14 protein-coding genes and 2 pseudogenes are annotated in these 19700 nt (G+C 55.7%); 2 read left to right on the top strand and 14 right to left on the bottom strand.

What is annotated here, in order from left to right; translation table 11 throughout:
- Nucleotides 1-24 precede the first annotated feature (24 nt).
- The 6 genes from PHX60_RS11040 to PHX60_RS11015 are packed head-to-tail and all read right to left on the bottom strand — an operon-like array spanning nt 25 to nt 9150.
- Nucleotides 25-585, bottom strand: coding sequence for a hypothetical protein (locus PHX60_RS11040; protein WP_300077390.1), 561 nt, complete (start codon nt 583-585; stop codon nt 25-27).
- A 53-nt stretch (nt 586-638) separates the two neighbouring features.
- A complete protein-coding gene (locus tag PHX60_RS11035) occupies nt 639-2738 on the bottom strand; it encodes a DUF1156 domain-containing protein (RefSeq protein WP_300077387.1) in 2100 nt (699 codons plus the stop codon).
- A gap of 9 nt (nt 2739-2747) precedes the next feature.
- Nucleotides 2748-3587 (bottom strand): DUF1156 domain-containing protein, encoded by an 840-nt coding sequence (locus PHX60_RS11030; RefSeq protein WP_300077384.1) that lies wholly within the window; start codon nt 3585-3587, stop codon nt 2748-2750.
- Nucleotides 3588-3614: 27 nt separating this feature from the next.
- Nucleotides 3615-4208, bottom strand: a complete 594-nt coding sequence (locus tag PHX60_RS11025) for a retron system putative HNH endonuclease (RefSeq protein WP_300077381.1) — start codon at nt 4206-4208, stop codon at nt 3615-3617.
- Nucleotides 4208-5587, bottom strand: a complete 1380-nt coding sequence (locus PHX60_RS11020) for an AAA family ATPase (RefSeq protein WP_300077378.1) — start codon at nt 5585-5587, stop codon at nt 4208-4210. The genes PHX60_RS11025 and PHX60_RS11020 overlap by 1 nt, the downstream gene beginning before the upstream one ends.
- 26 nt (nt 5588-5613) lie before the next feature.
- Entirely contained in the window at nt 5614-9150 is a 3537-nt protein-coding gene (locus PHX60_RS11015; protein ID WP_300077375.1) for a helicase-related protein, read from the bottom strand.
- A gap of 314 nt (nt 9151-9464) precedes the next feature.
- Here PHX60_RS11015 and PHX60_RS11010 point away from each other — a divergent pair, with 314 nt between their 5' ends.
- Nucleotides 9465-9941, top strand: a complete 477-nt coding sequence (locus PHX60_RS11010; RefSeq protein ID WP_300077372.1) for a hypothetical protein — start codon at nt 9465-9467, stop codon at nt 9939-9941.
- 507 nt (nt 9942-10448) lie between these two features.
- Here PHX60_RS11010 and PHX60_RS11005 read toward each other — a convergent pair.
- From PHX60_RS11005 to PHX60_RS10990, 4 genes and pseudogenes are all read right to left on the bottom strand, one after another.
- Complete coding sequence (locus PHX60_RS11005) at nt 10449-12173, bottom strand: recombinase family protein (protein WP_300077369.1); 1725 nt, start codon at nt 12171-12173, stop codon at nt 10449-10451.
- Nucleotides 12174-12186: 13 nt separating this feature from the next.
- Entirely contained in the window at nt 12187-12399 is a 213-nt protein-coding gene (locus PHX60_RS11000) for a hypothetical protein (protein WP_300077365.1), read from the bottom strand.
- 136 nt (nt 12400-12535) lie between these two features.
- Nucleotides 12536-13201, bottom strand: coding sequence for a transposase (locus PHX60_RS10995; protein ID WP_300077362.1), 666 nt, complete (start codon nt 13199-13201; stop codon nt 12536-12538).
- Nucleotides 13202-13545: 344 nt separating this feature from the next.
- Nucleotides 13546-13746, bottom strand: a pseudogene (locus PHX60_RS10990) (transposase); the annotation flags it as partial.
- 120 nt (nt 13747-13866) lie between these two features.
- Here PHX60_RS10990 and PHX60_RS10985 point away from each other — a divergent pair.
- On the top strand, nt 13867-14649 hold the full coding sequence (locus tag PHX60_RS10985) for a hypothetical protein (protein WP_300077359.1): 783 nt from the start codon (nt 13867-13869) through the stop codon (nt 14647-14649).
- A 619-nt stretch (nt 14650-15268) separates the two neighbouring features.
- Here the strand turns inward: PHX60_RS10985 and PHX60_RS10980 are convergent.
- The 4 genes and pseudogenes from PHX60_RS10980 to PHX60_RS10965 form a co-directional block, all read right to left on the bottom strand.
- Complete coding sequence (locus PHX60_RS10980; protein WP_300077356.1) at nt 15269-16246, bottom strand: ParB/RepB/Spo0J family partition protein; 978 nt, start codon at nt 16244-16246, stop codon at nt 15269-15271.
- Complete coding sequence (locus PHX60_RS10975) at nt 16243-17277, bottom strand: ParA family protein (RefSeq protein WP_300077353.1); 1035 nt, start codon at nt 17275-17277, stop codon at nt 16243-16245. Before PHX60_RS10975 ends, PHX60_RS10980 begins: the two co-directional genes overlap by 4 nt.
- A gap of 409 nt (nt 17278-17686) precedes the next feature.
- A pseudogene (locus PHX60_RS10970) lies at nt 17687-18003 on the bottom strand (transposase); the annotation flags it as partial.
- A gap of 678 nt (nt 18004-18681) precedes the next feature.
- Entirely contained in the window at nt 18682-19596 is a 915-nt protein-coding gene (locus PHX60_RS10965; protein ID WP_300077350.1) for a hypothetical protein, read from the bottom strand.
- Nucleotides 19597-19700: the final 104 nt, after the last annotated feature.

Here is a 19700-nt window from a genome sequence, read left to right as displayed (position 1 = left end):
TCTTGTTGAGATCACGTTCGAGTATCAGAGCTTCATAAGACGTCGCATACCCTCGACAACAGCAGCAGCAACCAACGCTGTTGTAAGACATTGGCTAGCCGCAAACACCACGGCATCTATCGCTACATTGAGCACCAAAGCCTCAGCTATGTACACGCGCCGGAACGCAATCAACTGGTACAGGAGGGATTTGCGCAGTCTGAATCGCACGCGCGTAACGTCCAAATGCGCTCCACTATCTTCTGCGTAGACACCTGGCGTAGGCTGGATCAGCTGGTATTGACAGTAGAACTTGTAGTACAGGAGTTCAACAAGGTGTCTGCGAAACAGGTTCGAGAAAATGCCTGCGGGAATATGCAATCCCAGTTGTAGCGGCCAGCCAAACTCTCCTTTTGGGTCCTCTGCGTCAGGTGAGCCACTGAGCGAAGCCGTTGTGACCAAGCTCTCCAGTAGTTCCTCGCCAAAAAACACTTCGAGGCAGCCATACCACACCCACTTGCGCAAAGGCACGTGGGCCGTTTGCTGCCTATCACGGAAAAAGACAACCTTGAAGTAGTTGGGCGCAATCAGCGGCGACCTGTCCATCACAGGGAGAAACCGAGGTGCAGACGGTGGTTCGGTAGAGTTCTTTTCAGATGTCACGCCTCAAACCCCAACTGCTCGCCACGCGGCCCCTCTTCGCGGCTGGCTTGCAGCACGGCGTGCCAGGCGGTGATGAGTTCGTTGTAGGCGCGGGCGTCTTCGGCCCATTTTTTGCGCTCGCACAGGGTGTAGAGGTGGTAGGCCAGTTGGCGCACCGGCTCCGCTTTGTCGGGCATGGCGGCCAGCAGGGCACCGGCGGCGCTTTCGCCTTGGGTGTTGAGGGCGCGAATCAGGTGGTGGGCGGCCTCCCACACCGGGGCGCGGTTGTCGGTGGCGGGGTTCCAGTCGGCGGCGTAGTCGGCCCAGCGCAGCAGGCGCACTTTGCCCGCGCCGCTGTGTACCACGCCCGCTTCGGCCACGCCGGCCACGCTGGTGCCTTTGCCACGCGCCAGCACGTCGGCCTCGCCAAACGGGCCTTCTGCCCAGCCGTATTGCTCAAACCAACTGTTGGCAAACAGGGTATCGGCATCGAAGCTGCCCGCATCAGGGGTTAAAAAGTCGGTGATTTGGCGGTTGATAAGGATGAGGGCCTCATGCACGCTCATGGGCGTGCCGTCTTGGTTGAGCACGGCGGCGTATTGGCTGTAAATGCCCATGCCGGGGCCAATGGCGGCTTGGGCCAAATCGACGGGAGCGATGGGGCTTTGGCCGCTGCTGCCGCCAATCATGGTTTCTAGCGCTTCGGGGAGCTGTTCGCGCAATTGGCGCTGAAACTCGCGGCGGCTGATGGTGTCGGCATCGGCAGGGCGGGGGCGGCAAACCAGCACGATGCTGGAGGCTAGGGCGTTGGTGCCGGAGCCAATCATGCGGTTGCCCAGTTCGGTACGCATGGGCCAAGTGCCGGTGAGGGTGAAACCGGCGCGCAGCACGGCTTCTAAAAAGGTTTCCCAGCCGGTGCTGTGGGTGCTGCTGCCGTCGTCTTTGGTGTCACTTTGCTTGAAGGCGTAGTAGATGGTGACGGGAAAGGCGGGGTGCGCCTGCGCGGCCAAGTTGTGCATGGCGGCGGTCATGCCGTCCAAAAAGAAAACCTCGGCTTTTTCTTTGCTGCCGTGACGGTAGGGCGTGGCAATCAGTTCTTCGGCTTTGGGCACGGCCAGTGTGGCGTACAGGTTCGGGAAGATAGGTCGCAGGCTACGGCGCAACCAAACGTAAAAAAAATCTGACAGGTCGGCGTAGCCAATGTTGTCGTAGTACGGCGGGTCGGTGGAAATGACTTTGTTCGCGCTGATGGTTTGGGATTGGGCATCGGATTGAACGGCTGTCCCATCAGCTTTGGCGGGCATCAATTGGAGAGCCTTGTAGGCCCATTCAATTCCACTGCTGACGTTGCCTGCCGAATCCGAAAAAGGATTGGTTTCGGCATAGTCCCAAGTCATCGGGATGGCTTGCCTTCCAAACGTATTCCGGATGAGGTCTTTACTGGAGTGCCAAGTGCAGATGGACGACCAGTAGTCCGACGCTTTGTCTATCGAAAAAGCCAAATACACCCCCACCGCCTCCGCATACGCCGTAGCGCCGTTGCCGCCAGCGTCCAGCCCCCGGCCATCGTCGGCCATGCCTGCGGCCAGGGCGTCGGCGCGGATGCGGGCGATGGCTTCGGGCACCAGATCGGAAAACGTGGTCAGCGCCACCAGTTGGCGGGGGGTGAACAGGTCGCCGTAGGTTTTCAAACCATAGAGCGGTGGCGAGAACCAGCGCGGGTTTTCCGGCATGGCCGTTTCCGGCTTCCATTGCGGCTGGGCCTGTTGGGCAATGGCTTCGTGTTCAGGCAGCGGTGCCAGGTAAATACGCCCGCGCGCTCCTTCGGCCACGATGGCCATTAACTTGGCACCCATGCGCCCGGCGTTGGCTTCGGCGTAGATGTGTTTGGGCTCAATCGGCGCATCCGACATCAGGCAACAAAAGTTAGCACCACGCCCCAACTTGGTGCCGTTCTTGGCACTCTCCGGCGGCTTGCCCGTGCGCACCTCAAAACGGTAGCTGTCGCCCTGCACCACCGGCTGCACCCAGGCTTCTTTGCCCGCCTTGCTGCTCAAGATAAAGCTGCTGGCGAGAGGAACGTCCACATGGCTAAAGGCCGGGTTGGGGCTTTTCACGGTGCGCGCCTACAGCCAGGCAATCACGGTCAGTTCTTGGCCTGCTTGCAGCCCAGCCAAGCCTTGGTTTTGGTAGCAGGTTTCGCCTTTTTCATTTTTGCCCAAGTCGTTGGCCGCCAGCATCTCCTTGGTCACCACAATGCGGGGGTAGAGATGGCCTATGCGCTGTTGGGCCTGTTCGCGCATCCACGCGCCATAGCGGCGCACGTCTTCGGCCAAGCCACGGGCACCGCTCCAATCTTCAAAGGCGTTTTTGGTGCCTTTTTTTGTGCCGCGTTCGGCCTCTATCTCCGGCCCCACTGGGGCGCGGCCCGCAAACTTGGGCGGAATCTCAATCATGGCCTTGTTGATGGTCACGGCCACCGGGTTGAGGTCAGAGGCGTGGCTTTCTAGCCCCAAGCGTTGGGCTTCTAGCGGTAGCGCACCGCCACCGGCAAAGGGGTCGTGGAAGGCGGGCAGTTGTTCGGGGTCAAAGCCGGGTTTGCCTTGGTTGAGCGCGCAGGTTTCGCGCCAGCTGTCGGCAATGGCAGCGCGGGCGCGGGCCAGCACTTCCTCGTTGTTGGTGTTTTCCCACAGCACCAAGTCGCGCAGAATTTGGAACAGTTTTTCGCGCTCGGCATCGGCTTGGGCGCGGGTTTTACCGGCGTAGTAGCCGCGCTCGCCACCGGGGTCGTTCACCATCTGGGCAAAAATAACGGCCCGTGCGGCGGCCAGTGGGCGGCGTGCCCACCACAGGTGCAAGGTGCTGGGGTGGCCGTGGCGGATAGATTTTTCGCGCGCGCTGGCCACGTTGATGTCGTCCAGCGGCAGGGCTACTTCGATGAGTTTTTTGGGGGTGCGGATGGTCATGGGGTGCGAAAACTGGTGATGGCAGGCTTACAGCACAGTTGCCAGCATGTGGCGATAGGGTGCTGTTTGCAGAAATTCTTGAATGTCGTTGGGCGCTTGCTGCAATACAACGATGGTTTGCACCAACCAGCGTTTGCGTTCATCGACCAGATTGGAGTCCGCGTTCAAGCCCAGCATGTCGCGGGTCTGGCGCACGGGGTGTAGCTGCTTTCTGGTTAAACCGGCAATGGGTTCGACGGTGCCGTCGGTGGACAACGCGAACAGGGCGTTGCAGCCGGGGCCGGGTTCGATGGGCAACAAACGATCGCGTTTACTCTGGCCGCAGGTCTTGGGATTGATACAGCTGTGGGCGTAGTTGGTATAGGCAAAGCACAGGTGCGGGTGGGCGTTGGGGCCTGCCTTGGGCTTGATGTGCTCCACTTGCCCAGCGTTAGGTGCCAAATTGCTTTCGCAATAGACGCACAAACTACCCTGGTCTTCGTTCAAATCAGCCTTCACAGCCGCCTTGACTGGCTGGAAGGCCCGGCTGTTGAAGTCGGCAACCGTTGCTACTGGATTGGCGGCGTTGAAAGCGGTCAGCGCGGGCGTGGGTACGGCGCGGTGTTGCAGCTCCACCATCATCAGTCCACCTTGCTTACGTTGCGGTCAGCATGGCGAGCAGCGAGGAAGCGCCAAGTGGTCAGGTCACTTTCGTGAAATTGGTAGCCTGCCTCGTCTAAAGCAGCCCGCAGGGTGTGGGCCTCTTCGGTTTGCTCTTGGCCGACACGCACCAATTGCTCGTAGCGCCGAATGTCGTCTTGCAATGCCAGCGGTGGCTCCCGGTGGGTGCCCATGATTTTGGCCAAGGCATCGCCCGACTCATGGGCCAGCGGACTGAAATTTGGTGTGCGCACGCGCATAAGCCTGTTTTCGTCTTGGTCAAGAATCCGGATGTTTTCGCGCGGTACGCTGGTCAGCACCTGCGGGCTGTGGGTGGTGACGATGAATTGCAAGCGGGGGAAAGTTTCGCGCAGTAGTTGCAGTATTTGTTGCTGCCAACTGGGGTGTAGGTGCATGTCCACTTCGTCGATCAGGACAAGGCCCTCGGCCAGCCGGGCAGCTTGTGCGCCTAGGTGAGGGTTCAATTGCACCGCACGAAAGGCGATATCCGCTACCAATGCCAAAGTATTGCGTATGCCATCGCTTAATTGGCTGATAGCAAGGGTGCCAAATTCCGGGTGGCTGGCTGTGACATCTTGGTGGGTCTCCGAATACCAGATGTTGCCCCATCCGGTGGGATACAAAACCCGATTCACGGCATCAGATACGGCCTCCATCAAGGGAGAAAAATCACTCTGCAAACCAAGAATTTGCTGGGGCGTTGCAGCTGGATTGGCTTCCATGAAACGTATCTTAGCTTGGGTCACTGCGCGATAAGCGTCGCCGAACCAATGGACAAATAGCTTGTAGCTAGACGCTGGCTCCAGACAGTCGATATAACCAGCAGCACGCTCAAAAAAGCCACTGCTGAATGCTTTACCGCTGGTCAGTTTTTTTTGATCCCACAAGCGCCCTGTGCCGTAGTAGGCCAAGAGCGGCCAATCGGTTTGATCTTGGGGGTCTTGCGCCAGTGTTTGTAGCCGTTTGCCATACAGTGCCAGCGACTTGGCATTTTTGATGGTGGTGCCCGACTTGGGGCTGTTGATAGTGCGCGACCAGGAGAGTGCCTCATGCCCCTCTACCAAAAAACCACGCCCATGCAGTTCACAGGGGAAAGCTGCGGTCATGAAATGTGGAGGCTGTGCAGCTCTTGCCAGCCGCACATCAGAAACACGGATGCCCTTGCCCACCCCGGTAGGAAATGCGCCAAGATAAGTATCAAACAGCACCCGGATGGCATCGAGGATGCTGGTCTTTCCGGCACCGTTGACTGCCACTAGCACCGTCAATCGTGGGTGCAAATCAACCGTGAGTTGCTCAAAACATCGGTAGTTTTTCAGGGTGATTTGGTCTAGGCGCATGAGGCGTATTGTCGCCCGCGTTACCGTCAAGCCTGATAAAAGCCGTACGGTGCTTGGGCACGTTGCAGCAGTAGCCCTAAATCCAAGTTTTTGCTGGCTTCGGCCCAATCGGGTTCCTGGGTGAAAGGCATAGAAACGTAGTGCACCGATTCAGCGCTGTCGCCGTCCACAATCACCACGGCCAGCACGAACTTGTCTTTCTGGTTGAGCCCATGGCGGATCTCGTTGGCGGTGACGGTGATGGTGTCTTGGCCCTTGGCGCGGCCTTTGACCTCGATGTGGCGCTCCAGTGCCAAGCCTTCGGGCTGGTCGATGTAGGCGGTGATGTCCCAGCCGCACTTCTCGGCGGACACGTCTTTGGTACGGTGGCCCAGGACGTGCTCGGCATCGAATACGGCTTGCATGGCGATGCGCTCGATGCGAGCACGGGCGGCGGCATCTGCGCTGAACTGTGTCTGGCCGCTGCGCTGGGCCAATAACCCAGCCGGGATGATGAGGGCCCCGCCAATCACATGGGGCGTGCCAGAGGCGACGTTGCGCATGGCTTGGAGTTCGGCGGTGCGCTGTTTGAGGCGGGCGCTCAGCTCTTCGGCACGGCGGCGGGCGTTTTCTGGCTGTAAGCGCGGTTGCTTGCCAGCGCGCACGTCCATGTCCAGCCGGATGGCACGGTCTGACCAGTATTGGATTTCTTTGACCAAGCGGTCGCGCACAGCGGCCAGTTGTTTGTCGGCTTGGCGCTGGCGGCGGCTGGCGACTTCTTGCGTGTGCTCAGGCACCAAGTTCTCTACGGCGTAAGCCAGGGCACGGGCTTCGATGTGATGCGTAACCCAGTCGGCCTGCAACACGTCGGCCACCTGGGCAGCTTCCGTGGGGGTGATAGGCACCAAATCGAGGTGGCGGGCAAAGGGGGCGGGGGTGGCGGTGCCGTCCGCCGTCATTTCCACAAACTGCAAGCGGCGCGACACGTCGCGCGGGGTGCCGCCATTGGGTGCGGTGGTTTCGCGCACGCTGTGATCCAGCATGAACAGCACGCGCGGCGCGGTGCTGTCGTCATGGGGGTCCACCAGGATGGCGCCGCGTTTGAGCAGATTGCGGTGGCTGGTTAAAACCAGATCGGTCACGGCAGCCATGAGGGGATGGCCCGGGTGTACCAGGTCGGCGGTGGGCTTGCCGTAAATGGTGCGGCGCTCGCGGTCAAAGCAAATGCGCTCGTACTTTTTCAGCACGGGGGTGCGGGTGTGGCCGATGACGCGGTCGCGCTCCATGACATCAGCAGGAACGTGGCGTACCTCGTAGCGGCCCGCCTCGCGGCTGCGCAGCTCACCGCCCACGACCTGGAAGGCCTCGCGGAAAAAGGCGCTGATGAAGTGCGGCTGCAGCTTGCGCGCCTCGGCCTTGTCCATTTCCTCGCGGATGGCGTAGAGGTCGTCCAGGCTCATATGGTTTTCGACCAGGGCGTTGCGGGCCATCAAGTCTTGCAAGTGCTTTGTATCCAGCGCCTGGCCGATGACCTGCTCCATGCGAGCGCGGGTTTCGGGCTTTTCGCCGTAGCGGATGGCATCGATGAGCAGGTCTTTCAGCGAGATGTTGTCAAAGGCCTCGCCCAGCACGTTGAACACGCGCCCGCCCAGAGCCTCGCGCTCGACGGCCAGCTTTTCCAGCAGGCAATTGAATACCTCGCCTTCGCGGGTCTGGGCCGCCACCAGATTCCACAGGTGGCACACCTCACGCTGGCCAATGCGGTGGATGCGGCCAAAGCGCTGCTCCATGCGGTTGGGGTTCCAAGGCAGGTCGTAATTGACCATGAGGTTGGCGTTTTGCAGGTTCACGCCTTCGCCAGCGGCATCGGTGGCCAGCAACACCAGCACGTCGGGGTCGTTGCGGAAGGCTTCTTGCACCTTGCGCCGGTCGTCGCGGTTGACGCCGCCGTGGATGGTGACCACGGCCTGTTCGCTGCCCAGGGTGTCGCGGATGCGCAGCAGTAGGTAGTTAAGGGTGTCGCGGTGCTCGGTGAAGACGATGATTTTGCGGCGGCGACCATCGGCAGTGAGCATTTCGGGCTCATCTTGCAGCAGGCGAGAGAACTCTTCCCACTTGCGGTCGCTGCGCGATTGCACGACGGACGCGGCGGCGCTTTCCAGCTCGCGCAAGATCAGAATTTCAGCCTGCAGCTCGGGGATGGTCTCGGCAGCGGTGGCCTGGTCCACCACCTGGTCGGCCACAGCTTCGTATTCTTCGGCGCTGAGTTCGTCGGCAGCATCGTCCAGGTTGTCGGGCAAATCGAGTTGGCGCTTGACGACGTATTCCCCCAGGTTCTCGCGCAGCACATCGGCGCGGGCCTTGAGTTGCAGCTCATCCAAACGGGCTTCGAGCTTTTTGCGGCGGCGCGATAGGGAGGTGTAGATGGCCTGCGGGCTGGAGGCCAGGCGGCGCTGCAACTGGGTCAGGGCAAAGCCCACGGTGCCCTTGCGCTTGCCGTCCAATCGGTCCGCGCGGTCCATCTCATTGCGCACATAGTCGGTAACCTGGTCGTAGAGCAGCACTTCGGCATCGGACAGGGTGTAGTTGACGGTGTAGGCGCAGCGCTCGGGGAACAGGGGCTTGCCATCAAAGCGCAGCAGCTCTTCCTTGACCATGCGGCGCATCATGTCGGTGATGTCCACCTTGTGCGCGCCCTCGCGGAACTTGCCGTAGAAGCGGTCACCATCGAGCAGCGACATGAAAAGCTGGAAGTCTTCCTCCTTGCCGTTGTGGGGCGTGGCCGTCATCAGCAGGTAGTGACGCGTGAGACCGCCCAGGAACTTTCCCAGTTTGAATCGCCCCGTTTCGTTGCCCTTGTTGCCGAAGTAGTTGGCCGACATCTTATGGGCCTCGTCCACCACAATCAAATCCCACTCGGTCTGGGCCAGCAGTTGCTGGTATTCCTCGTTGCGCGAGAGTTGGTCCAGGCGGGCAATCAGGCGGTCTTGTTCGGCAAAGTAGTTGCGGCTGTGGCACTGCTCTTGTTTTTCGCGGCTGAACAGCTCGAAGTCCAGGCCGAATTTTTCGCGCAGCTCGTCCTGCCATTGCTCCGTCAGGGAGCCGGGCGAGACGATGAGCACACGACGGGCATCGGCACGCAGGGTCATTTCACGAATCAACAGCCCCGCCATCACCGTTTTGCCAGCGCCGGGATCGTCGGCCAGCACAAAGCGCAGCGGCTGGCGCGGCAGCATGGATTCGTACACAGCGGAAATCTGGTGCGGCAGGGGTTCGACGTTGGAGGTGTGTACCGCCATCAAAGGGTCGAACAGGTGCGCCAAGCTGATGCGGTAGGCCTCTAGGGCCAGCTTGAAACCAGCGGGGTCGGCATCAAAAGCCCAGGCCAGGCCCGCTACAGCCAACGCCAAGCGGTGCTCGTCTTGCCGAAAAATCGTTTGCTCATCGAGCTTGCCTTGTGCGTTGCGGTAGGCCACCAAGCGGGCGTTGGGGCCGATCTCTTCAACGTTGACCACCTTGACGACTTCATCGGGAAGCAGCCCGGTAATTTGCGCGTCCTTGGTGATTTCTTCGAGTTTGAGCATACGGGCCTGGGTGCGTTAAGCGAGGGATACATCAGGCATCTACTCCTGAGCTGAGGCCAAGAAGGTGCTTGAGGTGCAGTCGAACCGTAAACCGGCTCTTATTTGCTTAAATTTTGTGCAAATTTGGGGCTTAGTTTACTGGCAGCTAAGCACTAAATTTTCATTCAGCTTCAAAAAGATTTACTGCATAACCTGTTGTTTTTAAAAGAAAAAATAGCAGAATGCAATGAAAAATCTCAGCCCAAGACCCCTCATCTAGCGATCTCGCCAAAAAATGGAGCTATACAAGAACTCACAAACTTCTGAGCTCTTTTATGAACAAGAAACTTATCAAATCAATGTCCGTTGCTGACGCAATTACGTTTGCCATCATTCTTTACGGCTGCTTTCTGAAGGACTGGCCGCGCGCCTTTCGCTGGGAAGATGTCACAGCACGCTCACTGGTTGACGCACTCAATGCTAACGGTGATATCCACTCACTAGTAATCGAAGCCATATTTCGCGATAAACGATACACACGAGAAGAAGCGATGCAGCAGATACAGATTGCGATTGACAAGCAGGCCAAGGCAAACATTGTGGCAAGAGATTTTCTTGAAAATTTTGAGCCAGATGACCAGACTGTCGACCCAGAAGAGGAAGGCCACATCGAGTGGGCACTTTTTCATGACGAAGGATGCACAGATGAACTGATTCTGTATCTTCGTGAAAACGACCATGACTTCCTAGGTCGAATCTATATCGAAGCTACCCGTGAGTACGAGTACGCTCTGTATTTGAAGATGGCGTAGTCCTACCTGCAACCAGCTGCAGCGGAACAGAGCCTTGCTGGCCCTGTGCTAAACCCTTGAAGGGTGCTGCCAGTGGCCGTGCTTCTTCTTACTGTCGGTCATTTTTGGGGTTCGGCACCCGTTGCAACGGAGTTGACGTGCCAACGCCAGCCAGCAGCGCAAGTAAAAAAACAGGGAGCGCGATTCGATCGCCTCCCTGCCGTTTTCTCAGTAGGCTTACCGCCCCATGCTCACATCACCGCATTCGCGTGCAAACAGTGCAAACGTTTGCTTGAGGAGCTCATTTGTCATGCTGAAGCTGCCGCAGCTGTCCTTGCAGTAGCGCAATACGGTGTCCAGAATTATTAGACCATGACAAGATGCTGTCGCGCGTTAGCACCTGAGTCAGGCTGTTCTAAATTTGTACTGTTTTGGGAACCTATCAGTACAAATTAGGAACAGGTTTACCCTGCCTCCACCAGCAAAAAACCGGCGTTTATGCCGGTTTTGCTTGGGTTCAGGACCTGTTTAGGCTGGTTCCAAGCACTCCTCTTGCTGCTCATCAATTGGCTCGGCACCAGATAGCGGCAGCTCCAGTGCTTCAACATACCAGTATCCGGGCTTTTCTTTTTTGTTTGACGGGAAGTACTGCAACTTGAAACGTGCCTCAAGTTCCTTCTCTGTTAAACACTCTGTGTTGCTGGCGATACCCAAAGCAACCCCTGGCGCAAAGCGAATCCGGAATTTGGAGAGGTAGCGCCCTTCCTTGCCCTCAAAAATCACCATAGGAAACAGCCTAGCCAGAATCGTACGTAGCTCGTGCGGCGGTACGTTGGCATCAAACAGCTTGGACAATAGCGGGCGCGGGTCGATTTGCAACTGCGCTTCGACCGCTGCCGTATCCAGTACTTGGGCACCCGCTTGCAGCTTGGCCAGCTGCTGCTTTGCCTCGATGACCTGCTGGCGTGTTTCTTTGTAGCGTTTTTCCAAGGTCTCATCGTCTCCCTCGGCATCTGCCAGCATGCAGGAGAGGCGCTCTTGGACATTTTTGAGTTTTTTCAGTCGCGCTGCGCACTCTTCAATTTCTGAGCGGTTCTCGCTTGTCAGGCGTTGGCGCAGCGATTGCCGAAATGCTTGCAAAAAAGGTTCAGAGATAAAGCGCTCCAGGACTCGGGTGAGCATGAACTGCACGCCTGCCACCGCAATTGTTGAGGTTAGTCGGTCTGTGGCCCCAAGAGAACTTCTCGCATCGCAGCACACAGGGCAGTACAGCGAGCGGCAACGTTGCATGGCAGATATAGCGAGCGTTGCACTGCAGCAGCCACAGGTCAGTACACCGGTCAGTGCATGCTGCCCACCTCCATAGCCTGATCGGCTGACAGAGCGGTTGTTGCATCTAGTCCAAATCTCGTCGCTCACCAGGCGCAACTCTGGCCGCGGGTACTGCGTGCTGTTGACCGCATCACCCAGGGCTTTCATCTTGGCGGCGTAGGTCGTGGAACCACGCCAGACAAAAATCCCCTTATATATCGGGTTTTCCAGCATGACTTTGACCCGTGCTGGCCGCCAATGTGCCTCCTTTCCGTCACGCCCTTTGCGGCTGCATGCCACACCTTGTTGATTGAGCCAGGCAGCAATTTTGTGCATCGATTCGCCTTTTGCACGCCTTTCAAACACCTGCTTGACGATGCTCGCATTTTCCTCATCAATGACCCAACGGCTACCGATATGGTTTTGATTGCCATCCAATACGCGTTGCAAGCGATAGCCGAACGCCGGGGCAGCAATCATGTACCCGCGCTCAAGCTGTCCAATCATCCCTCTATCGACCCGATAGCTCAGTTTGCGGCTTTCTTGCTGTGCAATCAAACCTTGAAAGCCCAGCCGCAGTTGCCAATCTGGGTCTTTGGTGTCTACGCCGTCGGCGGTTATCAAGCGCACGCGCCGGTTTTTTTCCAGGAACTTTTGCAAGATGGCTTGCTCGACGCCGTCCCGGCTTAGGCGGCTGAATTCATCGACGGCAACGACGTCGAATTTGCCTGCATCCCAGTCTTGCCGAAGCCGTCGATAGCCTTCTCGCAGCGCATCGCCTTTGTCTGTACCGGAAACAGCAGCGTCCGTGTAAATCAAATCTTGATTGACCGATAGACCATGGCGCTGCGCCAGTTCAATGCAGCGCCGTATCTGGTCTTCGAGCGAAGTTTCGTTTTGTTTGTCGCACGAGTAACGTGCATAGAGTGCCACTTGGGTCATCCTTTTCTCCTTCTTACTGCCCTTGCTCTTTATGGGCAGATCTCATACCTAAAAATTCATCGGCAGCTATCTGCGCAAGCAGCTCTGCTAAGTCACGCACCTGTGGTGGCAAGGCTTTTGTCTGTCCGCATGAGGAGCGCTTATGAGGTATAGGCACGCCGTTGAGCCTGTTGCCTACTTTTTGGGGTAATGCGTCAAAAAAATAGGGATGCACAGATGAGCTCATCAAAAACTCCGAAAAATTGGGATGCAAGCGCACACACCAGCCCTGGCTAGGGCTGGTGGCAAAAAATGGATTCGTCTAGGAGTCGCTGTAGAAAGCACCGCAGGGCAAATGCCTGCGTGCTACTGCAGGGGGCGCGTTATTGCCCTTGCACCGAAATTTCTCGGGCAAACAAAGCCGATGCTTTTTTGAGCAAGTCGTTGTCTGCCTGCAGCTGCTGCAAACGCTCTTCGAGCTGGCGAATGCGCTGCCCTGTGTCTGAAAGCATAGGAGCAGCAGGGCTAGAAGGGCCATCTGTGGCCAACGCTTGCCGAACATCGAACTCTAGGAGCCAGCGGTACAAAATGCTTTTCGCTAAATTGAGCTCTTGGCTGACTTCATTGACAGAGCGGTTTTCCTGTCGGATGAGTTGAGCGACTTGGAGCTTGTAACTAGGAGAAAAGTAGCGTCGCTGGCGACGCTTTTTGGTGAGCACGGTGGCCTGTAAAGCAGGTGTTTCATCCAATTTCTGTGGAGACTGCGCTGCAGCAACGCCACCTCGTGCAAGATGGGAGCCCTCCATAACCCGCTCAAGCGTGGTCAGACGTTTCAGTGCTGTCACACCACGCATGCCCTTTTTAATAGCATGCTGCAACTCGATGACGGAGTTGGGGTTACTGCAAAGCACATGCAGTGCTTCAAAAAAATCATTGACACCCTGCTCGTACAAATGGGCGCGGTCGCACCCAAGGTAACCTGCCAAGGAATCGGGGTGAGGGAGGGGTGAATGCGCAGGTGAAGGCGCAGAGGCGTGCAAATGTGCCATAGGAACAAGCTCCGTTACGAGACTGAAAACCCACACACGGCGTTTTGAAGCACAGTGGTGGCGGGATGTTCAAAACACGGGTAACGCCGTGCGGTCGGCTTTGCAGCGAGACCCATCCCGCCCAAAAAATCTGGACGTGATAAAACCCCGCTTTACGGTGGGGATTGCAACCGCGCTACCAAAAGGTGTTTTGAAGCACCGGGTCTTTCGACCTAGCGCAAATTTACCATGAATGCTGCTGCGCTGCTACGAGATATTTGATATTTTCTGTGAAGCTCCTCTCTACTCAAGGGGCTCGATGACACACCATCGAGGTATCCAGAATTAATTATTAGACCATGACACAGGCTGGCAGAGACATCGGTGCCGTACATCTCCTGCAGGTGAGCTTGAATCTCGCACGCCGTCATGCCACGGGCGTACAGCGAGATGATTTTGTCATCGAACCCAGCCCAGCGGGTCTGGTGCTTGGGGATGATTTGGGGCTCGAAACTGCCGTGGCGGTCTCGGGGTACCTCGATAGGCAAGGCACCGAGGTCACCTTTTCATCAAACCTTCAAAAAATCTTTAAACCCCAGATTTTTTTGACTATACGAGAAAGCCAGGGCATGTCGCACCGGGCAGGGTTCAGAAAAATCCTCAATCTTTAATTTATTTTTTACATTATGAAAAACTTTAATCAAGAAAATACCTGCATTGCGCCCAAGCACTGGACACGGCAGGCAGCAGAAGAAGCCACAAATCATCAACTCAGCCATATACAAGCAGAAGTTGAAGTTCTACGGCAGGAAGATAACGTCAAGTCACTGGTCGTCGGTGCCGTTGTGCCGACCACGGACCTACAAGATTTGTTACCTCAGGATGTCAATTTGTCAAAAAATATCGTCGTCATCTTTTTGCCCGAAGAACTGGAGCCTCATGTCCTGGAGATGGCGATGCAATCCTACGGCTTGGCTCCCGCCTGGGATATCAAAAAGATGTGGTGCACGAACTATCACACCTGGAATATTCCCGATTTTCAGCTCACAGACCCCCGATTCGACCCGGAAGTGAAGTCTCAACTCTGGATTCCGGATTTCTGTCTGCACATAGCGTACGGAAGCTTCTCTGAAGACCGTTCACCAGAATTATTGTCGCTTGTCTTTGTGACATCCAAGGATGTTTACATTGCGTTCCAATTAGTCGACGATGAGCATGTGATGAACTTGCATATGATAGACGCGTCTATGCAGGGTGCCAGGCCCATAAACTGGTTTACGCAGCGCCAGTTGCGACTTGCAGAAGAAGAGGCGGAAAAAGTGGGGCAATGGCCCTGGATGGACGGTGTCTGGCCGCTGTATGGCGAATATCCCGAAAAAAGTGTCAACGTAGTTGGGGGATTATTATTTAACCTTGCAGACGAACGTCAAACTGCGAGAAAACGGCTTCAAGCCCGAAGTGCAACCTGAAGACTTTGCAACACTGACCGCACGATACTCACAGTTGTAACCGGCTTTGTTGCACAAATAGCTGAAAAAATTCATTACAAATCAACAGCTTGTAATCATCAACCAGTGAAAACGTGCAGAAATCCCAGAATTTCCCCATCAAGTACGATGTAAACTATTGATTTAAAAAGAATTATTTGTGCAACAAAGCCGTTGTAACCCGAAGACCGCATCACCATTGCCTTCTTCCTCTAACAAAGCCTGAGCTAACGTCCTATCGCCCGCCTGCTCGGGTACAGCCCCAGCGCCGCGAAGTCGCTCGCAACAGCAGCTCTTGCTGCTACGCCCCCGAGCCCCCCAGGCGGCCTGTGGCTGTCGCCGCTTGGCTTCTGCACAAACTTTGCAAGATGCCTAATGTGACGGCCCAATCGGTATTGGCGGCCTTGACGACCAAGCGCCGGTGTTGCACTTATGCTTTGAAACAGCCCTGTATATTCTTAAAAAATACGGTTACGACTGTTCTCTTCAAAGAAGATTGTTAAGCACAGATATAGAGCTTAGCGCTATTTAAACGTTTAAATTGGTCTGCTATCGCTTGGTTTGGTTGGCCTTGCTCTTGGTATGTGCGCTGCAGGGCTGTTTAAACGTTTAAATTCATTGCATGATCGGTTTGGCTTGCAGCATCTTCCTGTTCGGCTTTTGCATCATCTTGAGTTGGTGTGGCCACTGAGTTGAGTAGCGCCACCAGTGCCTCCTCAAAAGCTTTTAGTTTTTCTGGTGCTACATGGATTGCAAGCTCAACGCGGCCATCAGGCCGTGTTTTTAGATGCCCGTTTTTGTACTTGATGGTTTTGCTCTTTGTTGGCTTGGAGCGTGGCGATGAGGTTGTCATCAAGTTCTTGGCTTGTGCGACAACCCAATGAGCTCCGTGGCCCTCTCTTACGTATTTGTCCATTAGGCACAGGACTGATTCGATGCCAGATGCGTCGCATAGACGAAGAAGGTGGTAGGCCACGAGCGATCCAAACTTTTTTGGATGCTTGCGCATTTCGGAGAGAACTTCTGCGGGGAGTTTACTGTAAGCCTGAAAGAAGGTCATCGCCGACCGTGCGATCTTCGCCCTGTCAGCGATTTCGGATGGGGACTTTCCGTTCTCTATCATCTTGGCGAAAAAAAGTCCACGGTCAATGTCCGTATGCTCGGAACGCCCTTCGTTGTTTTCCCATCCAAGCCAGGCCGAAGATTCCAGGGATAGGTCGCTGTGGATCTCGGCCAGCAACTGGTCAAGTGCTTGGTGCTCTAAGCATGCCTGTACGCGAGTCCAGCCGTCCGCGATGATGAAGCGCCCAGGTTTGTTCGGATTCGGGATAACATGAATCGGGTCGCGTTGGCCTTGAGTTTTCAATTCTTCTGCACGGGTTTGTATCATCTCCTCCGTGTAGATTTCTCGCGGTGCAAGAGGGTTTGGATCTATCAGCTTTGGATCTATGAGACGCAATTCTCTTCCAATGACTGCAGTGATGGAATCTTTATCTGGGCTAGGGGGGGTCGGTGTATTGCTGAATTTCAGCATCGGAACTCCAGGGCCAAACCCTTTACCAATTACTCGTTGTTTCATTTCTTATTCCCGCTGCCTGCAATGATTCGGCTCTGGATGAACTCGGCAAAAATTTTATATTCTTTGGAGCCCTGCGATGTGGGCGCTTGAAGTGTCAGTGGCATGTACTGGTCCAAGCTTTTCGGAAACTGCTCACTGGCTGAAATAACGCATGGAGCCATCAACTCGCGATAGGCAGTTAGTGTTTGCTGCATCCGGCTGATACGCGAAAACTGAGGTGCGTAATGCGTTGGCAGTATGATAAGTTCCGGTTTGAGCCTGTACTCGGATTCAAGCGTATTAATTTCGCCCATCAAACGCGAGAGCCCTTTAATCGAAAAAAGGTCCATTCGGATTGGCGCGACAACAATGTCTGCTGCGGCAATCGCTGCGCTCGAAAGAAAGCTGACAGAGGGCGGGCAATCAAAGATGATTACGTCATAATCACTGGCATTGAAGCCATAGTTGCTTTCCAGGATGCGGCGGAGATATAGCTCGCGCTGGCCAGAAGCCTTTGCCAAAGCCGCCTCAACATCGCCCAGATAGGGATCCGACGGAATCAGGTGCGGACCAGCTTCGCCGAATGGCTTCTTGATAATCTGTTCTGCAGGTGGCGTTGTTGTGCCTTGGCGAGCGCCTGATTTCGAGAGGATGTAGGGAAGCAAAATCGATGCGAATGTATTCTCAACGATGGCTTCAGGCAAAAGGTCATACGACTCTGCCTCTTCCATTGTTAAGTCTGGCTCATAGCCTAGCATTTGCGTAGCATTCGCTTGAATATCCAGGTCCACTAGAAGTGTGCGTATGCCGTTGAGCTGGAGATGCACGGCCAGTTCAACGCTGGTTGTCGTTTTTCCAGTACCTCCCTTGATAACGTCCACGGTGATTACTGTCGGACTGTGCGCAGTGAACTTTGTGTAACCCTGTGCTCGCCGCCAAGCAGCGATCTGGAAAATTTGGCTTGGATCGAACACTCGTACTTGGGGTGCTCCAGGTTTGAAGTCCGCTGCGCGTTTGATATGCACGCCAGCGTTATCAGCATAGGCACGCATCGTGTTGCTTGAAACGCCAAGCAGCGCACTTGCTCCGGCAAGTCGCCATGGAATGTTCTTGGAGGTTGCACACGCTACCGGCAGCTCTGGCAGAGACTTTGAATACAAGGTGCGGACTGGCTGTACTACAAACGGTTATTGATGCAGCGTAACTGCTGCGGACCCTGATGAAAGACGCACGCGGGGGCCTCGTTCGCTAATCAAGGATGGTGCTAACCACCTTCGTACTTTTTTCAGGAACACCCCGCGCAGGTCCAACCTTGCTTCATCACTGCAAGCCGTCAAGCGGCGGTAGAAATCAATTCATTTGTTCAATTGCTGTATGGATTCAAGCGGGCATTGCAAAGCGCTCCCCAAGCGTCGGCGATGCCCAGGCCATGCGGGCGTTCTTCGCATGCACTGCGTTGTTCACCAGGGTTTGCATCATGTCATTTCCCGGGCGAAGAAGGCCGACGCTTTTTTTAGCAGTTCGTTGTCGGACTTGAGTTGGCGGTTTTCCGCTTCGAGTTGTCGAATTCGCTGGTGCTCGGCGGTCAGGGGCTTGCCAATACCGCTGCGCCCGGCTATTTCTTCATCAAACTGCGTCAGCCAGCGGCGCACGGCGCTATCGACCAATTTCAAGTCTTTGCAGACCTGACCAATGTTCAGGCCTTGCTCTCGAACCATCTTGACTACTTGCAGCTTGAAAGCTGCGTCAAAGACGCGGCGGGGTTTCTTTTCTGTCATGGGTGTATGTACTCAGGGGGGCCAATGGGCCCCTATCGAGGTGTCCAGAATTATTAGACCATGACATCTTTCCGCATCCCCCTACGATAGACCATCGAGTGTCACTCCACCCGCACCTACCGCACTGGCCGCCACACCAGCAGATTCCTCCTTTCTTTGGCTGTTGTTGTCCCCATGCGTCCATAGCATCTGTTGCTCAAAAAACGAGCAAATTACGTCCCGAAATTTTTAACCTTTTCGTTCTGTATGACGCTCTGTAGATAAACAAGCTGGCTAAGTTGTTGATTCAAATGGTCTTATGCCCTGTTTTTTTCATACTCTGTAGTTAAATGTCGTGAATCCCAATTGGCTGAAAAATCCCATATGGTGGGATGGCACGAAAAAACAGGGCGTGGCCCTGTGGTCAGATGTTGAAAGCGTTGGGGTGTAGAAAGCCATGCACCCAGCCAAGGAGTGCAAGCTCACCAGCTGGGGTGAGGTCTTTTTCTTTGCGGGCACAGCGAAAAGCTACGCCCAAGGTCTGCTCGGCCAAGAAGGCCAGATTTAATTTCCGCAATAGCGGTATTGAGTGCCACCATGGTAGCGTGCCAGCGCCGATGATGGAAGCCTCTTTCTTTGCGGCCCATGCGGCAGCGCCGCCTTGGCAAAAAAGGCGGCTTTTTGTTAGGCAGAAGGGCTTTATGCCAGCGTTGGCGAGTCGCGAGAGCGTGCTTGGCTATGAGCCAGCACTTTCTGCACCCAACCAATCTGCTGCACAGTGCGTTGGGCCTGTGGGCGATAAGGTACTAAGTGCTTGATACGCACCTCTTGTACCTTGGGTTTTTTGACAACTTTGGGCAGAGCTACGGCCCAGAGCAAAGCACCCATCACTTCCAATGCGATGGACTGCATGACCGAAGTGATAGTGGCCACGGTATCAGCGTCAACACCCAGCAAGCGTGCAATAGAGGCATCCACGGTATTGACACCGGCTTGGGCCACTTTAGCGCTATGGGCTGCTACCGCTGTGGACAGACTGGAACGCAAGTCTTCAGCACGCAAGGCTTGGGCGCGTTCGTCTTGCAATGCACCGACCTTAGCTTGGGCAATATCCAGCGCAGCTGCAGCAGAGGTGCAACGTACGCCTTCCTTGGCTTGGCAACGCTCCAATGCTGCTGCTGCCTTTGCAACTGTTACCTGTGCGGTTGCCAGGTCAGCAGAAACCAATGGCAGACCACGGGCAGCAATCAAGCTTAGCTCTTGCTCATAGCGCAGCACTTCGGGCGAAGGCGGTACTTCAGCCTGCCGCTGCTGGCCCATGTGTCGTTTTTCGCTATCAAAGAAGTAAGCATGGTTGTAAAGCGTCACCAGTACACAGACGGCAAATACACCTTGGCCAATGCGACTACCACGTGCCAATGCAGGTAGTAAATGGCTACCAACCACCATGACCAATGCCAGCGCTACGAACATGACAGCCCCGGCAAGGCTGGTAGAACGCTCCATTGCCGACATAGCAGCCATACCAGCACACACTAAGGTCACCACACTGGCCAAGCCCCCGGCAATCCAGCGGGTAGTGGTAGGAATGTGGTATTCAGAGGTTAAACGCATGGCACGGCTCCCAAGGTTCCATCGGTACCATCATGTTCTTGCCAAGTCCAAATTTTGAGCGCACCCATAGCCTTATCCAAAGCATAGGGCTTGACGTGTTTACC

The organism is Giesbergeria sp. (genome assembly GCF_028686475.1).
Taxonomy (GTDB): domain Bacteria; phylum Pseudomonadota; class Gammaproteobacteria; order Burkholderiales; family Burkholderiaceae_C; genus Simplicispira.
The sequence above is the reverse complement of the archived record's forward strand: the minus strand, read 5'-3'. Positions and strand labels throughout refer to the sequence as shown.

Excerpts from the sequence above, each read along its gene's own strand:
- PHX60_RS11040 (WP_300077390.1), bottom strand. The coding sequence starts at position 585 with ATGGACAGGTCGCCGCTGATTGCGCCCAACTACTTCAAGGTTGTCTTT.
- PHX60_RS11030 (WP_300077384.1), bottom strand. The coding sequence starts at position 3,587 with ATGACCATCCGCACCCCCAAAAAACTCATCGAAGTAGCCCTGCCGCTG.
- PHX60_RS11025 (WP_300077381.1), bottom strand. The coding sequence starts at position 4,208 with ATGATGGTGGAGCTGCAACACCGCGCCGTACCCACGCCCGCGCTGACC.
- PHX60_RS11020 (WP_300077378.1), bottom strand. The coding sequence starts at position 5,587 with ATGCGCCTAGACCAAATCACCCTGAAAAACTACCGATGTTTTGAGCAA.
- PHX60_RS11015 (WP_300077375.1), bottom strand. The coding sequence starts at position 9,150 with ATGCTCAAACTCGAAGAAATCACCAAGGACGCGCAAATTACCGGGCTG.
- PHX60_RS11010 (WP_300077372.1), top strand. The coding sequence starts at position 9,465 with ATGAACAAGAAACTTATCAAATCAATGTCCGTTGCTGACGCAATTACG.
- PHX60_RS11005 (WP_300077369.1), bottom strand. The coding sequence starts at position 12,173 with ATGACCCAAGTGGCACTCTATGCACGTTACTCGTGCGACAAACAAAAC.
- PHX60_RS11000 (WP_300077365.1), bottom strand. The coding sequence starts at position 12,399 with ATGAGCTCATCTGTGCATCCCTATTTTTTTGACGCATTACCCCAAAAA.
- PHX60_RS10995 (WP_300077362.1), bottom strand. The coding sequence starts at position 13,201 with ATGGCACATTTGCACGCCTCTGCGCCTTCACCTGCGCATTCACCCCTC.
- PHX60_RS10985 (WP_300077359.1), top strand. The coding sequence starts at position 13,867 with ATGAAAAACTTTAATCAAGAAAATACCTGCATTGCGCCCAAGCACTGG.
- PHX60_RS10980 (WP_300077356.1), bottom strand. The coding sequence starts at position 16,246 with ATGAAACAACGAGTAATTGGTAAAGGGTTTGGCCCTGGAGTTCCGATG.
- PHX60_RS10975 (WP_300077353.1), bottom strand. The coding sequence starts at position 17,277 with ATGCGTGCCTATGCTGATAACGCTGGCGTGCATATCAAACGCGCAGCG.
- PHX60_RS10965 (WP_300077350.1), bottom strand. The coding sequence starts at position 19,596 with ATGCGTTTAACCTCTGAATACCACATTCCTACCACTACCCGCTGGATT.